We start from the raw sequence: 16,755 nt of genomic DNA on the forward strand, positions 1-16,755 counted from the left end.
TAGTTCAATTTAACGATCTTGTTTACAAGATACTTTACTACCCATAAAGTTATATAAAAGGTAGTGTTATGTTGTATTTTGAATTTCTGTTTTTATTGGTCGTACTCTATATCGGTTCCCGATATGGTGGCATAGGGTTAGGGGTTGTCTCTGGGATTGGCTTGGTGATTGAAGTATTTATCTTCAAAATGCCGCCGACTTCGCCCCCTGTCACGGTAATGTTGATTATCTTAGCGGTGGTAACCTGTGCTTCAATTCTCGAAGCAGCAGGCGGGCTTAAATATATGCTGCAAGTTGCAGAACGTATTTTAAGAAAAAACCCAAAACGCGTCACCATCATTGCGCCTTTTGTTACGTATGCAATGACATTTTTGCTCGGTACTGGTCATGCGGTATATTCAATTATGCCAATCATTGGTGATGTGGCGCTTAAAAATGGCATTCGTCCAGAACGTCCGATGGCGGCTGCATCAGTCGCATCGCAAATCGCGATCACCGCATCACCACTCTCGGCGGCGGTGGTATTCTATTTAGCCCAGTTAGTGGATATCGATAGCTCCATTACCCTACTGTCGATCTTAATGGTGACTGTGCCGTCGACGTTATTTGGTACTTTAATGCTGGCACTGTATAGCTTACGTCGTGGCAAAGAATTAGACGATGATGAGGAATACCAAGCACGCTTAAAAGATCCAATCTGGCGTGAAAAGATCTTAAATACCACATCCACTTCGTTAGATGAAAAGTTACCAACCAAAGCCCGTAACGCAGTACTTATCTTTTTAGGCGCAATCTTGTCTATCGTGGTGATTGCCATGTTCCCTGAAATTAGGACGATCACCGAAGGCGCAGCGCCAATCAAAATGTCGGTGGTGATCCAAATGATGATGTTGGCGTTTGGTGGTGTGATCTTACTCGCGACTAAAACTGATCCGCGCGATGTGCCTAATGGCGTGGTGTTCAAATCAGGTATGGTTGCCGCCATTGCTATTTTTGGTATCGCCTGGATGTCTGATACTTATTTCCAATACGCAATGCCGCAATTCAGAGCTGGTATTGTTGATATGGTGACGTTACATCCTTGGACGTTTGCGTTAGCACTGTTTATTGTCTCTGTGGTAGTGAACTCACAAGCAGCGACAGCACGGATGATGTTACCCGTGGGTTTAGCACTGGGATTAGAACCAGCCTTGGTGATCGGTTTAATGCCTGCGGTATATGGTTACTTCTTTATTCCCAACTATCCGTCAGACATTGCAACCGTGAACTTTGATAACTCGGGTACTACTAAAATTGGTAAGTACTACTTCAACCATTCGTTTATGGCGGTGGGTTTAATCGGGGTTGTTTCTGCTTGTTTGGTTGGCTATGTATTAGGTCAAATAGTGATTGGATAAATTGTCATTGATTAATAAGCGCTAGCGAATACGGTCAAATTAATAAACTGGAGTTAAAAAAAAGCCATTAAGTATTAACACTTAATGGCTTTTTATTGCATTCAGTTTAATTTAACAAGATGAAAAATTATCTTAGTTTAAACTGACCCACAATTGATTTTAGTTGCTCGTTGGCGACAGCCACATTTACCGATTCTTGCGCGGTAGATTGACCGTTTATCGCTAACTCTTGCGCCATTTCACGGATAGCGCTCATGTTACGCGTCACTTCAAGCGACACACTACTCTGCTCTTCCGCTGCCGTTGCAATTTGCGTATTTAAATCATTTATTTTAGTAACAGAACTGGCAATATGGTCCAAATCTGTCGCTACTGCATAAGTACTTTCAGCAGCTTGCTGACACGTTTCTTGTGTCATGTTCATCGCTAAAATTGCAGAACTTGAACCCGCCGTTAATGCATCTAACGTCTCTTTAATTTCAGCCGTGCTCACTTGTGTTCTCGCCGCAAGTGCACGCACTTCATCAGCTACCACAGCAAAACCACGACCTTGTTCGCCCGCTCTCGCCGCTTCAATTGCCGCGTTAAGCGCCAGCAGATTGGTTTGTTCAGCAATCGCACCAATCACATTCAGTACTTTGGTGATGGCTTGCGTATCTTTCTCAATGTCTTGGATACTTTTTGATGAACTTTCCACATTATCAACCAGTTTAGAGACCGTTGATGTGGTTGCTGTCACCGTTACTTTCGACGTATCGACCTGCTTATTCATTGCATCGGTAAATTGCGACGCTTCTTCCGCATTACTGGCAACATCATTTGCCGTTGCACTCATTTCTTCAACTGCTGCGGCGATTTGGTCTGTTTCGATTGAGTGAGCATCCAGTACTTGGTTATTGCTCACCGTTTGTTGTTCTAGTTTGCCTACACTTTCTGAAATATGCTGTGAAGAATTATCAATCTCTAACATCAAGGTTTGCAGGTTCATAATGAAGGCATTAATACCTGCCGAAATATCACCTAAATCATCGTTGCTTTCCACTGGTAAGCGGCGCGTTAAATCACCATTACCTTTAGATAAATCCATCACAACTTCTTTCAGTGATACGATCGGACGATAGGCTATATTCAGCACAGTAATAGTTAAGAATAAACCGACTGCGAGCATGATAGCAGAGACCACAAAAGCACTTTCTAACGCCTCATCAACTTCTGCATAAGCAACTGACTTATCAACACCAATAAATAAATACCAGCGCTTACCATTAATAAGGGTAATTTCTTGCGTAAACGCTAATTTATCGACACCACCGACAGTATAATTCGTTGTATTGGCATGCTGATTTAGCATCGCTATTTTAACGTTACCCATACCGATATCAGAAAAGTTAACGCCCGTTTTCAACGCTATTGAATTTGACGCTAATGCATTGCCATCACTATCCATAATGGCAGTGACAGAACCAGGGTAGTCGACATTTTTAACGGTTTCTTCAAGAATTTCTAAACCAATATTGCCTAACAGCACACCGTTGCTAATATTACGAACCACTGAAATAACCGGAAGGCCCGTGCTTCTCGCGTTATAAACATCCGTCACATCTAGCGTTGCCGTGTTCTTACCTTTGGTATACCAAGGACGTTTACGCGCATCATAACGTGCAGTTATCGCAACGCCATTAACCCAGTCTGCATTTCTAGCGGTAGAATACGAGACACCATCATCGAATGAGAAAAAGACGTTAGCAAAACCACTGGTTTCTTTTATAAGTCGCGCGATTGTGACGTAATCGTCACCTAGGCTATTTGACTTATGTTTTTGGGATATCGCGTTAAGCGCATCCGTTTTTGCTGTAAACCAATCTTCAATTTTATTGGCTTCGTAACTTACTATTGAACTCGACAGAAAATTCACATCTTCAATGGTTTTAGATTTAATTATATTATAAGAAATTATATTTGAAACCAGTAAAATAGCGGTCAGTAAGACAATTACCGACAATATGATGACTTTTTTGAATCCTAAATTTTTTACCATTATTTTATTCCACAATTAGATAGATTAGAGATTAGCTGCAGAAAATTTACGTCCATAATATTCACCGCAGTAGTGTCTAACAACTTTAGAATATGCTTTAAATTAATCGCATAATCCTAGCTGTTTTCTTCATTCTCTATTTATCACTTCCTAATAAAGAGAATGTTCTGAATAATCCATCAATGACACATTATGTAGCGTATCGGCACTTATTGGGGAAACATTAATAAAAAACCATAAAATAATTAATAATTAATTACTGTCCACGTGTGTACCTAACAGCCTTGTTTCAAACCAAGCATGATCGCGGAGGTATGCGTAGGATTAATCGGGGTTGTTTCAGTTTGGTTGGCTATGTATTAGGTCGAATTGTGATTAGATAAAATCGAGTTAAAAAAAAGCCATTAAGTATTAACACTTAATGGCTTTTGATTGCATTCAGTTTAATTTAATAAGATGAAAAATTATCTTAGTTTAAACTGACCCACAATTGATTTTAGTTGCTCGTTTGCGACAGCCACATTTACCGATTCTTGCGCGGTAGATTGACCATTTATCGCTAACTCTTGCGCCATTTCACGGATTGCAGTCATGTTACGCGTCACTTCTAGCGACACACTACTCTGCTCTTCCGCTGCTGTTGCAATTTGCGTGTTTAAATCATTAATTTGCGTAACAGAACTAGCAATATGATCCAAGTCTGCCGCTACTGCATAAGTACTTTCAGCAGCTTGCTGACACGTTTCTTGTGTCATATTCATCGCTATTATCGCAGAACTTGAACCCGCCGTTAATGCATCCAACGTCTCTTTAATTTCAGCCGTGCTCACTTGTGTTCTCGCCGCAAGTGCACGTACTTCATCAGCGACCACAGCAAAACCACGACCTTGCTCACCGGCTCGCGCCGCTTCAATTGCCGCGTTAAGTGCCAGTAAGTTTGTCTGTTCAGCAATCGCACCAATCACATTCAGTACTTTAGTGATGGCTTGTGTATCTTTCTCTATGTCTTCGATACTTTTTGATGAACTTTCCACATTCTCAACCAGTTTAGAGACCGTTGATGTGGTTGCTGTGACAGTTACTTTCGACGTACCGACCTGCTTATTCATTGCATCGGTAAATTGCGACGCTTCTTCCGCATTACTGGCAACATCATTGGCCGTTGCACTCATTTCTTCAACTGCCGCGGCGATTTGATCCGTTTCAATTGAATGCGCTTCTAATACTTGATTATTGGTCGTCGTTTGTTGCTCTAACTTACCAACACTTTCAGAAATATGTTGTGAAGAGTTATCGATCTCTAACATCAAGGTTTGCAGATTCGCAATGAACGCATTAATACCTGCCGAAATATCCCCTAAATCATCGTTGCTTTCAATCGGTAAACGACGCGTTAAATCACCATTACCTTTAGATAGATCCGTGACCACTTCTTTCAACGACATAATCGGACGATAAACGATATTCATTACCGTCACAGTCAAGAATAAGCCGATTGCGAGCATAATAATAGATACCACAATCGACGTTTCTAATGCCTCATCTACTTCTGCATAAGCAACTGATTTATCAACACCAATAAATAAGTACCATTTTTTGCCATTAACAAGAGTGATCTCTTGGGTAAAGGCAAGTTTATCGACACCACCTAACGTATAAGCGGTGGTATTAGCATGCCCACTTAACATACCTGTTTTGACATTCCCCATACCAACATCAGAAAAATTAACACCGGTTCTCAATGTCATTGAATTTGATGCTAATGCATTACCTTCACCATCCATAATGGCGGTAACGGAACCAGGATAATTAACATTTTTAACGGTATCTTCAAGAATGCTTAAATCAATGTCACCCAGTAACACACCATTACCTAGGTTACGAACCACTGAAATAACCGGCTGACCTGTGCCAGCATCGTTATAAACATCGGAAACATCGAACGTGGCCGTGTTTTTACCCATGCTATACCAAGGACGTTGACGCGCATCATAACGCGCTGTAATCGCAACGCCATTAACCCAACTTGGATCGACAGCAGTGGAATAAGTCACACCATCATCAAAAGCAAAAAATACCCCACCAAAACCATTGGTTTCTTTTACTAGTCTTGCGATGGTGACGTAATCATCACCTAGGCTATTGGACTTGTATTTTTGGTTAAGGACATTAAGTGCATCCGTTTTTGTGGTGAACCAATCTTCAATTTTATTAGCTTCATAGCTTACGATTGAGCTAGATAGCGTATTCACATCTTCAATGGTTTTAGATTTAATTATATTGTAAGAAATTATGTTTGAGACAAGTAAAATAGCGGTCAGTAAGATCACTACCGACAATATGATGAGTCTTTTAAAGCCTAAATTTTTTAACATTATTTTATTCCACAATTAGATAGCTCAGAGGTTAGCTGCTGAAATAATTTACATCCATAAAAATTAGCAGCTGCAGTGTCTAGCAAAATTAGAGTTGGAGTTGGAGTTGGATTAAAATCAACCTCATACTCTTAGTTACGCTCTTCATTCTCTATTTATCACTTCCTAATAACGAGAATGTTCTGAATAATCCATCAATGACACAAAGCAGTATATCGGCTTCTTTCCGTTAAACATTAACAAAAAATTATAAAATAATTAACAGTACTTATTAAGAGGTGTTGTGAGTGAGGTGTCGATATAGAAATAGAACAGAAGATGTGTCGAAGATAGTCCCTAATATAAAACAAAAAAGCGCCACCAAATTACTGTAAATAAAAAGGTGGCAGCATATTATTCGGGATTAAACTTCGGCTAGGACTTTAGGCTCGACGTTGCCTTTTTCTGGGTCTGTTTCAACCTCTTTAAGCAGCGCAGTAAAATGACGAAGTACCGGTGGCTCGTAAGTGAAATCCAGACCCTTTACATTAGCGGCGTTCTCTTTCACCTTTTCGAATGCTTCAATCACGAAGTCCATGTGGGTTTGCGTATACGTCGCACGGGGAATGGTCAAACGAAGCAGCTCTGCAGGGCAAGCATGTTGCTCGCCCGTCGTCGGATCCCGACCTTGTAACAACGAGCCGATCTCAACCGCACGGATACCTGCTACTTTATATAACTCGCACGCTAACGCATGGGCTGGAAATTGACTAGCGGGAATATGTGGCAGTAATTTACCGGCATCAACGAAGGCGGCATGACCACCCGCTTGTTGACATACAATACCAATACTTTCTAATCCATTAACAAGGTATTGCACCTGTCCAATACGATACGCCAACCACTCCTGACGCATACCATCGTAAAGACCAACCGCAAGACGTTCCATCGCGCCGCCTTCTAGACCACCATAAGTAGGGAAACCTTCTTGCACGACACACAAAGTACGACATTCTCGATAAGCGTCCATCATCAAATCATTTTTAAAACAAAGTAACCCGCCCATTTGTACCATGGCATCTTTTTTCGCTGACATAGCAAGGACATCGGCATACTTATAAGATTCACGGGTGATCGCTGCAATGGTCCAGTGTTTATAATCCGCTTCACGCTGCTGAATAAAGTAAGCATTCTCGGCATAACGGGCAGAATCAATCACCACTGGTATGGCATATTTTTGCGCTATTGCATACACGGCTTTTAAGTTGGCGATAGAAACAGGTTGGCCGCCCGCAGAGTTACAAGTAATAGTACTGACAATATAAGGGACATTAATGGCGCCCGCTTCAAGGATTGCCTCTTCTAGTTTAATAAGGTCGAAATTACCTTTAAAATCGGCATTAACAGCGGTATTGAACGCATCTTCTGTGTAGACATTTTTAGCGACGCAGCAGTTCACTTGTGTATGCCCTTGCGTCGTATCAAAGAAATAGTTCGACAGTGCCACCATCTTATTACGGTCTAAGCCTTTTTCCATCTCACGTTTTTTAATCAATACCGGGATGTAAATTTGTTCGGCGCCACGACCTTGATGCGTCGGAATGGTATGTTCATAACCAAAAATATCTTTCACTGCATTCGCTAGCGCGTAATAACTGCGACTGCCGCTGTATGCTTCATCACCCCGAAACATCGCCGCTTGCATGTCTTGGGTAATAGCACCAGTACCACTGTCGGTCAGTAGATCAATAAACACGTCTTCACTGTCGAGTAAAAATGGATTCATACCGGCTTTTAAAATGGCTTTTTCACGGTGCTCACGTGTCGTACGCTTTACTGGTTCAATAACACGGATGCGGAACGGTTCTGGCAGATGTTTAAAATTTTCCATAAGAATACCTTCGTGGGTAATTAGTTGTTTAAATAATACGAAGTTGATTTAAGGCGAGGTCAAAAATCGCCTATAACTTATAGAAGTTATTCTGAAGACAAACGGCAGGTAAGCTGATGATCGATGTTATACCAAGCTAACAGTGTTAGCGCTGGGGTATGCTCGATGGTGAAGTTGAGGTGTATGCTCATTTATATACTTCTCTTTGATAAAAAGTAACACGTGATACCTATCCATAAGTGTATTTTACATCAATGAATAAGTACATATTTACACCTCTAAAATGTGATTAGCCCTAAGCTTTAGCAAACAGGTAAGTACGGTAACCACCAATTAAGTTACGGGCTTTAAAACCATTATTAACTAATTGACGATAAGCGACATTGCCACGCAAGCCTACCTGACAATAGATAATGATCTCTTTGTCTTTTGGTAACTCATGCATACGTTGACGTAATTCATCCACTGGAATATTGATTGCGTCACCAATACGGCCCAACTTTTCCAGTTCTCCGGGATTACGTACATCCAGTAATAATTGCTTGTCCGTTAAGTTATCTATTTCATCAAAGTGGATCGCGGTTGCATCGCCTTGCATGAGGTTGTGTGCAACAAACGCCGCTTGATTTATCACGTCTTTAGCACTGCCAAAAGGTGGCGCGTAAGTTAACTCTAAATGTTGTAACTGCGCGACTGTCATGCCAGCACGTTGAGCCACAGCCATGATATCAATACGTTTATCAATGCCGTCTTTACCTGCTGCTTGCGCGCCTAAGATTTTGCCAGTGACAGGATCAAACAACATTTTGAACGAGACCATCTCTGCACCCGGGTAATAACTTGCATGACTGGCGGTATGCACATAGACTTTTTCGAACGCGATACCATCACGTTTTAATTGCTTTTCATTTTTGCCTGTCGAGGCAATAGCTAAGTCAAAGATCTTACAAATCGCCGTACCTTGGGTGCCTTGATAATGTTCATTACGGCCTAACATGTTGTCTGCAGCCATACGACCTTGACGGTTAGCGGGTCCAGCAAGTGGTACTATCGTGGCTTCACCAGTGACAAAATCGAGTTCTTCAATCGCATCACCCACGGCATAAATAGCCGGATCACTGGTCTGCATTTGAGTATTAGTTTTAATGCCGCCAAGTTCACCAATAGCTAAACCAGCATTTTTCGCTAACGCCGTTTCAGGGCGGACACCAATCGCCATGATTAGCAGTTCAGTCTTTAACGACTCGCCATTACTCAGCGATAGATTCAAATGACCATTAATATGTTGATGATTGCTATTTTCACCAGACTCTTCGTTGGCGATATGAATTTCAGGCACATATTCGACACCTGATAATGCCGTACCAAGACGTAAATCGATGCCTTTCTCACGAATTTCGACATGTGCAAAACCAGCCATTTCCTTATCGACAGGCATCATCACTTGGTCTGCAAGCTCTAATAATGTGGTTTTGATACCCCGTTGCTGAAATGCTTCCATCATCTCTAAACCAATAAAACCACCGCCAACAACAGTGGCATGTTCCACGTTGTTGGTTTCAATGGTCTGCAGGATGCGATCCATATCTGGAATATTACGTAAAGAATGGGTAAGCGGATTATCAATACCTGGAATCGGCGGTACGATAGGTCCAGCGCCTGGGCTTAATAATAGAAAATCGTAACATTCAGTGTATTCACTGCCATCGAGTAAGTTCTTCACTGTCACCGTTTTTCCTGCACGGTTGATGCTGGTAATTTCATTCATTACCCGTACATCTACATTAAAGCGCGCTAAAAAGCTGTCAGGTGTTTGCAGTAGTAACTTGCTACGATCCGTAATATCACCGCCGATGTGATAAGGCAAACCACAGTTAGCAAAGGAGACAAAAGGGCCACGCTCAAACATAATAATTTGCGCATCTTCACTTAAACGACGAGCACGGGCAGCCGCCGAAGCACCACCAGCAACACCACCTACAATTACGATCTTTGTCATAGCTATTTACTCCAAACGGAAAGGTTAATTAATTTTTATAAAAATCTTAGTCTTTAAAACTATAAACCACGTTTTAAACTGATGACCACTATAGAACACTTAGTTAGTAAAGTCTAATATAGCAAACACTAATGTAGCAAAAGCTAAACAAGCATTGACTACATTAGCTTTACTCGAGTAAACTGAAGGCCTTAAATTTAATAATGGTAAGTGCTAACAATGGAATTAATAGACATGCAAGAACGCGCTACAGAAGTGGCCGATTTATTAAAAACCATGGCACATCCAGAAAGATTAATGGTGTTATGTCAGTTGGTTGAGGGCGAGATGAGTGCCAGCCAATTGCAGGAAAACTCAACGCTAAGCCAGTCGGCATTCTCACAGCATTTAGCGGTATTAAGAAAAAACAACATAGTGAAGGTACGTAAAGAGTCGCAGTCGGTGTTTTACACTTTGGCTGATGAACGTATTGAAGCCTTGATAGGCAGTTTTTATAATATTTTTTGTGATTAATTTTACACTTTCTTTACGCGAACAACTGAGACTCCTTTGCTAGAATAGCTATATATCATTCTTTATGGCTATTTATATCATGCTTAAAAATTGGCGTTCTAACCGCATAACATTCACGTGTTTTGTACTCTCAGCGGCTCTATTAAGTAGCGTTCTCATTGACTTTCTGTTTGGTGCCACCATTGCCGTTTTGCTTATTTTACAATTAGCAGTCGTGATAGTGGCCTTACGGTGTAACGCTAAATTCGCTTACTTCACTGCCATTTTTGAAGCTGTTATTTTTAACTTCTTATTTACAACCCCGCGTTATTCTCTACAGATGTTGCATATGGACGACATGTTGAACCTGCTGGTATTTATCACAGTAGCACTCACGGCGAGTCAATTAGCAGAGCATTATCAACGTCAGCAGAATGAGTTAAAACAAGTTCAACTTCGAAACAGTATTCTGCTCTCTGTTTCTCATGATTTACGCACGCCATTAGCGACGATCATCGGTACGCTAACGACCTTAAAAGAATACATGGGAAAACTCAGCGAGTCCGATAAAATAGAGCTGTTAGACAGTGCCACGGCTGAAAGCCATCGACTGCATCAATACATAGAAAACCTGCTTCAAGCCACCAAATTGCAGCACGGCGCACTTAAATTCAATAAAAGTGAAGAGTCCATTTTAAACGTAGTTAACCAAACTATTACACGTTTCTCAGAATCACGGCTACGCATCAAGCTCGTTATTGATACGCCATTGCCGACGTTGTTCATTAGTAGCTCCTTGATTGAACAAGCTATCTTTAATGTCTTAGATAATGCACTCCGTTATACCCCTTCCAATAAAACGGTCAATATTAAAGCCTATCAAGCAGGTAATAATGTCATTTTGGATATTCAGGATGAAGGCGATGGTATTACGAATGATCAAGCGGCACATATTTTTGACTTATTTTATACCGAGAGCCCTCATAAAAGCAGTGACTCTGGAGCCGGATTAGGGTTAGCGGTGGCGAAGGGGATTTTGACTGCTCATCAAGGGCAGATTGAAGCGGTTGCCGTTACTCATGGCTGCCTTATTCGTATCAGTTTACCCGTCTCTAAGGAGAGCTATAAATGACTTACACGGTATTAGTGGTAGATGACGAACCACAAATTCATACTTTCATGCGTATATCATTGACTGCGGAAGGGTTCCATTATGTTGGCGCGACATCGATTAAATCAGCACAAGAGGCTTTCCGTCAAGAACGGCCACATATTGTAGTACTCGATCTGGGATTACCAGATGGTGATGGCGCTCAATTTTTGCATTCGATTCGTAAAACAGCCAAAACCCCCGTACTGATCCTCACAGCGAGAGATCAAGAGGAAGAAAAAGTACGCTTATTTGAAGCTGGAGCGAATGACTACTTGAGTAAACCATTTGGTATCAAAGAACTGATCGTTCGTATCAAGGTACTTGTCCGTGATTTGGTTCAGACGGCACCTCTTGCCGATGTGTTAGTCAGCGGTCAACTTAAATTACAAAAAAGCACCAATCAAGTATGGCTGGATAATAAAGCCATCGCCTTAACCAAAAAAGAATTTTCATTCATTGAAAAATTATTGAATCAGCCCGGTAAGTTAGTGAAGCAAGAGGAGTTTCTAGAAGATATTTGGGGGCATACACATCGAGATGATAGCCATTATCTACGGATTTTAGTCAGCCAACTGCGTAAGAAGCTAAACGACACAGCCGACCTTCAACAGCTGATAAAAACAGAATCAGGGCTAGGCTACCGATTAATCACGAATAGCACTGAACGTCATTAATCTGTTGCGTTGCGAAACATACCAATGCGTAGAGTACTAATCGGCACTCGTGGGGACTCTAGATCACTTTGAAGAAGAGATTCTAGATTACTTTCAAGAACAAATTCTTGCATTACTTTGAAGAACAGTAAGTTACTTTTTAACAATAGAAAAGGTAGTCATTATGGCTCATTTTACAGTTATTGGTTTAGGGCGATTCGGTATCTCAGCCAGCTTGGAATTAATTCATCTTGGTCACACTGTAACAGGGGTAGACAAAGATCCTAAAATAGTTGAAAAGTATGTGGAAGAACTAACTCAAGCGATTATCTGCGACGCTACCGACGAAAGTGTGCTGAAAGAGTTAAACCTAGCCAACAGTGAAGCGGTGTTGATTGCGATAGGCAAAGATATGCAATCCAGTTTACTTTGCACGCTGGCATTAAAGAATCTTGGCGTAAACGGTATTTGGGTTAAAGCAAGTACTAAGGCCCATCACACCATAGTATCAAAACTCGGGGTGTCGCGGATCATCCACCCTGAAGAAGAAATGGGGGTGCGTGTAGCACAATCGCTCAATTACCCGATGGTGAATAACTACTTATCCATAGGTCATGGGATCTATGTTGTAGAGATCCACATAAAACCAACTCTGCATGATAAACAGATCTCTCAGGTGCTTGGCAATGTGGGCCGCAATATTCACGCAGTGTTAGTTAATCGAGACCAAGAAGTTTTCACTCATATTTCAGATTCTTTTGTATTACACGAAAATGACACTTTATTGCTGTGTGGCACACGCAAGGAGCTAAAGTACATAGCACCGAGGTTGGTGTAACATGGAATTATGGCACCCCTCTATCTCCCCTATCGAGCGCAAACCCAAAGCGGGTAAAAAATTACTTGGCGCCCCTCCTCTAATTTTAAGTGGCAGTTTTGCCGTTTTAATTGTACTTGGAACCTGTTTGTTAAAGTTACCAATGGCAACTTTAGAGCCTATTTCTTGGGTGCAAAGCTTTTTTACTGCTACATCAGCAGTCACGGTGACGGGATTAGTGGTCGTAGATACCGGCACCGTCTTTACAACATTTGGTCAAATCATTATTGCTTTGCTGATCCAATGTGGTGGTCTGGGGTTAATGACCTTCGCAATTGTCACACTGATTGCTCTGGGTGGAAAAATTAGTTTTTTGCAATGCTCTGTAGCCAGAGAAGCATTTAACCAGACCGATACCTCTGCTTTAGTATTCACAGCCAAGTCGGTTCTCACTTTTTCGTTACTCATCGAACTGATTGGTATGGTGATCCTATCGGTATATTGGAGTGCTGAGTTGGGCTGGGAAACCAGTTTATTCCACGGTTTTTTTTACTCTATCAGTGCATTTAACAATGCCGGATTTGCTTTGAATGCGGATAGTTTAATGCCTTATGTTGCAGACCCTGTTGTTAACCTAACCATTACAGGTTTACTCATTATCGGCGGTTTGGGATTTTCAGTTTGGACAGATCTACGCCGTAATCGCCGCTGGTCACGCTTAACCGTTTATAGCCGGATGATGATAGCTGGAACGGTGGTCATCAACCTTGTCGCTGTTATTGCTATCTATCTTATTGAATACAACAATCCAAATACGCTAGCACCACTCAGCGAACTAGGAAAGTGGTTAGCCTCTTGGTTTCAGGCTGTAAGCCCCCGAACAGCTGGCTTCAACACATTAGCTATTGACCAATTTGAAGATGCAACGACAGCGATAACACTGTTATTAATGTTTATTGGTGGCGGTTCATCGAGTACTGCAAGCGGAATTAAAGTGGTCACATTTATGGTACTCATTTTGGCGACATACAGTTATTTACGTCGTGATGAATCCATCTACATATTTAAACGTGAAATAGCCAAAGACACGGTAAGTAAAGCCCTCGCCCTAACGATGATATCGATTGGTGTTACTTGGCTGGCTATTTTTGCACTGCTGCTCAGTGAAAATGCGCCAATGCTTGATATTATTTTTGAAGCGGTATCAGCATTAGGCACTGTTGGCCTATCCCGTGGTTTAACGGCTGAACTCTCAGAAGTAGGTCAATTCATTATCATTTTCATCATGTTTATGGGGCGCTTAGGACCATTAACCCTCGCCTATTTTATCGCGAGTCCAAGAACCAAAAAAATGCGCTACGCAGAAACGAAGCTTGCGATTGGCTAATAAACGATAGAGTTAATAAGTGATAAGGTTAGCCATGCAGTTCATGTGCGAACTTAAAGACAGGCGAGCACAATATCACTATTGTCTCGCCTTTATTTTTTCTAAACTGAAAACCTTTAACACCTTAACTTTTATCGTTAAAAGAAGGCCTAGCTAACACTGTACTCAGGGTAATCAGTCAGCCCAGCTTCTGCACCACCAAATAAGGTATCTGGATTGTGCATTGCTAATGGGTAGTTATTTTTAAGGCGGTTTGGTAAGTCAGGATTGGCAACAAAAGGACGACCAAATCCAACCATATCCGTTACGCCAGCTTCGATAGCGCTAGCGCCTTTTGCACCATTGTAACGACCAGCATAGATAAGCACGCCTTGATATACGGCGCGAACAGATAATTTAAATGCTTTTGGTGTTCCAGGTGCATCATCCCAATCGACTTCAGCAAAATGGATGTAGGCAACCTTGTGATTATTTAATACTGCAGCCGCAGAGGTATAACTTTCAATAGGCGTTGCATCCACAGTACCGTTTAATGACGTAAACGGAGCAAGACGCACACCAATACGGTCAGCGCCAATCGCCTCTGCCATTGCAGCGATTACTTCACTTAGGAAACGTAAGCGGTTTTCAATACAACCACCGTATTCATCGGTACGGTTATTCGCTTCAGAATCAATAAACTGGTTAATCAAATAACCGTTTGCTGCGTGTAACTCAATACCATCAAAACCCGCTTCAATAGCGTTTAAAGCCGCTTGACGGTATTCACCAACAACAAGTTGAATGTCAGCTTTAGTCATCTCACGCGGTTCAACAACGTCAACAAAACCAGGTCCATCAGTACCATTATCAATGAATACTTTTACATTTTCAGCTTTCATTGCTGAAGACGAGATTGGTTGCATACCGCCAATATTATCTGGGTGAGTAACACGACCAACATGCCAAAGTTGCGCAAAGATAACACCGTCTTTAGCGTGCACGGCATCTGTTACTTTTTTCCAACCCGCAATTTGCGCTGCAGAATAGATACCCGGTGTCCAAGCATAACCTTGGCCCATAGGTGAAATTTGTGTGCCTTCTGCGATAATCAGACCTGCTGATGCTCGTTGGGCATAATAATCGGCCATCATTTGGTTCGCAACATTACCAGGCTGACTGGCACGAGAACGCGTCATTGGCGGCATTACGATACGGTTCTTCAGCGTAAGGTTACCAAGTTTAATTGTTTGAAATAGTGCGTTTGTCATGTTGTCATTCCTGTTAATTGCGAACGTTAAGCAAGCCCTTTGCGGCCTGCTTGGTGTCGATAACAGCAGTGTATAGAAAAACATTTTGATAATAAAATTATGATATTTAATGATTTTGATAATATTTGGTAATGATTTAATCTGAGATTATCAGCAGGTGTTAAGTCCGCTCATCTTTCGGCGTATCCATCACCACCAAGGTCGTGATGGAATAGACTTGTGGGATCTCACCCAGTACACCAGAATGAAAACGTTTATAAGCGGTCAAATCTTCGGTTTCTACCCTTAACAAATATTCACTTGAGCCCGTCACATTGTGACACTCGGTCACCTGTTCAGCTTCCTTTATTTTATCTTCAAAACTGTGTTGTGATTTCTTACTGTGGCTAGATAAACCAATGGTGACATAAGCAATAAAACCAATGCCCAGTTTTTTGGCGTTAAAGACAGCGCGATAACCTTGAATAACGTCACTACGTTCCAATTCTTGGACCCGACGTAATGTCGCGGAAGCCGATAATCCGATCCGTTCTGCTAGTTCCACATTGGACAATCTGCCGTTTAATTTAAGCTCACGCAAGATCCTGTCGTCAAATCTATCCATAGCAACCATTCCTTGTTAATTTTCATCAATTAGAGCAAATATAGGCACAAAATTTACCGCATAGTTACTTAAAATACAACTACACAACATAACGACAACAACAATGCGAGTATAAAATGGAATATCAACAACTTATAGCACTTATGACCTTTGCGCTGGTTTCAACGGTCTCCCCTGGACCAAACAACATTATGCTAATGACCTCAGGTGCTAACGTTGGCTTTATACGGACCATACCGCACATGCTAGGCATTATTGTTGGTTTCAGTGTGATGGTGGTATTGGTTGGTTTTGGCTTGATGGGTTTATTTAGTACTTACCCAGCAGTGCAGCAAGGGCTACGTATTGTCAGTATTTTCTACCTGCTGTATTTAGCAATTAAGATCGCTACCAGCAAAGCCATGACCAGCGAAGCATCTGATTACAAACCTATGTCCTTTCTGTCGGCCGCTAGCTTCCAATGGGTAAATCCAAAAGCCTGGACGATGGTTCTTACGGCAATCAGCGTGTATGCAGCCTCTGCTGAACTGCAAGAAATTTTGCTGGTAATGCTGGTGTTTGCGCTTATCACTGTGCCATCAGTTGGCCTGTGGACAGCAGCTGGGAAAAAATTACAAAGCAACTTACAAGCGCCAAACCGCATTAAGCTGTTCAACTACAGCATGGCAGGGTTATTAGTGTTTTCAATTGTGCCGATGCTGTGATTTTTCAACGAATACA

The 16,755-nt window shown here is 41.7% G+C and carries 13 protein-coding genes; 7 read left to right on the forward strand and 6 right to left on the reverse strand.

What is annotated here, in order from left to right; translation table 11 throughout:
• The first annotated feature begins 68 nt into the window (after nt 1–68).
• Nucleotides 69–1,397, forward strand: coding sequence for an anaerobic C4-dicarboxylate transporter (locus A923_RS0105740; RefSeq protein ID WP_017220705.1), 1,329 nt, complete (start codon nt 69–71; stop codon nt 1,395–1,397).
• 127 nt (nt 1,398–1,524) lie between these two features.
• Here the strand turns inward: A923_RS0105740 and A923_RS0105745 are convergent, their stop codons facing one another.
• From A923_RS0105745 to A923_RS0105760, 4 genes are all read right to left on the reverse strand, one after another.
• Nucleotides 1,525–3,435 (reverse strand): methyl-accepting chemotaxis protein, encoded by a 1,911-nt coding sequence (locus A923_RS0105745; protein ID WP_017220706.1) that lies wholly within the window; start codon nt 3,433–3,435, stop codon nt 1,525–1,527.
• 464 nt (nt 3,436–3,899) lie between these two features.
• The gene (locus A923_RS0105750; protein WP_017220707.1) at nt 3,900–5,810 is read right to left on the reverse strand and encodes a methyl-accepting chemotaxis protein; all 1,911 of its coding nucleotides are present in this window, start codon (nt 5,808–5,810) and stop codon (nt 3,900–3,902) included.
• Nucleotides 5,811–6,213: 403 nt separating this feature from the next.
• Complete coding sequence (gene tnaA, locus A923_RS0105755; protein ID WP_017220708.1) at nt 6,214–7,680, reverse strand: tryptophanase; 1,467 nt, start codon at nt 7,678–7,680, stop codon at nt 6,214–6,216.
• 295 nt (nt 7,681–7,975) lie between these two features.
• Nucleotides 7,976–9,679 carry an FAD-dependent oxidoreductase gene (locus tag A923_RS0105760; RefSeq protein ID WP_017220709.1) on the reverse strand — a complete coding sequence of 568 codons (1,704 nt, stop codon included), beginning with the start codon at nt 9,677–9,679 and terminating at the stop codon, nt 7,976–7,978.
• 219 nt (nt 9,680–9,898) lie between these two features.
• Between A923_RS0105760 and A923_RS0105765 the strand changes: the two genes are divergently transcribed.
• The 5 genes from A923_RS0105765 (at nt 9,899) to A923_RS0105785 (ending at nt 14,181) form a co-directional block, all read left to right on the forward strand.
• Nucleotides 9,899–10,192 (forward strand): ArsR/SmtB family transcription factor, encoded by a 294-nt coding sequence (locus tag A923_RS0105765; protein ID WP_026006087.1) that lies wholly within the window; start codon nt 9,899–9,901, stop codon nt 10,190–10,192.
• 79 nt (nt 10,193–10,271) lie between these two features.
• Complete coding sequence (locus A923_RS0105770) at nt 10,272–11,303, forward strand: sensor histidine kinase (protein ID WP_017220711.1); 1,032 nt, start codon at nt 10,272–10,274, stop codon at nt 11,301–11,303.
• The gene (locus A923_RS0105775) at nt 11,300–11,998 is read left to right on the forward strand and encodes a response regulator transcription factor (RefSeq protein WP_017220712.1); all 699 of its coding nucleotides are present in this window, start codon (nt 11,300–11,302) and stop codon (nt 11,996–11,998) included. The genes A923_RS0105770 and A923_RS0105775 overlap by 4 nt, the downstream gene beginning before the upstream one ends.
• Before the next feature lie 163 nt (nt 11,999–12,161).
• Complete coding sequence (locus A923_RS0105780) at nt 12,162–12,815, forward strand: potassium channel family protein (protein ID WP_017220713.1); 654 nt, start codon at nt 12,162–12,164, stop codon at nt 12,813–12,815.
• Nucleotide 12,816: 1 nt separating this feature from the next.
• Complete coding sequence (locus A923_RS0105785; RefSeq protein ID WP_017220714.1) at nt 12,817–14,181, forward strand: TrkH family potassium uptake protein; 1,365 nt, start codon at nt 12,817–12,819, stop codon at nt 14,179–14,181.
• Between the two features lie 149 nt (nt 14,182–14,330).
• Here the strand turns inward: A923_RS0105785 and A923_RS0105790 are convergent, their stop codons facing one another.
• Complete coding sequence (locus A923_RS0105790; RefSeq protein WP_017220715.1) at nt 14,331–15,431, reverse strand: alkene reductase; 1,101 nt, start codon at nt 15,429–15,431, stop codon at nt 14,331–14,333.
• A 160-nt stretch (nt 15,432–15,591) separates the two neighbouring features.
• Nucleotides 15,592–16,035 (reverse strand): Lrp/AsnC family transcriptional regulator, encoded by a 444-nt coding sequence (locus tag A923_RS0105795; protein WP_017220716.1) that lies wholly within the window; start codon nt 16,033–16,035, stop codon nt 15,592–15,594.
• 116 nt (nt 16,036–16,151) lie between these two features.
• Here A923_RS0105795 and A923_RS0105800 point away from each other — a divergent pair, with 116 nt between their 5' ends.
• The gene (locus tag A923_RS0105800) at nt 16,152–16,739 is read left to right on the forward strand and encodes a LysE family translocator (RefSeq protein WP_017220717.1); all 588 of its coding nucleotides are present in this window, start codon (nt 16,152–16,154) and stop codon (nt 16,737–16,739) included.
• Nucleotides 16,740–16,755: the final 16 nt, after the last annotated feature.

The organism is Moritella dasanensis ArB 0140 (assembly GCF_000276805.1).
Classification (GTDB): domain Bacteria; phylum Pseudomonadota; class Gammaproteobacteria; order Enterobacterales; family Moritellaceae; genus Moritella; species Moritella dasanensis.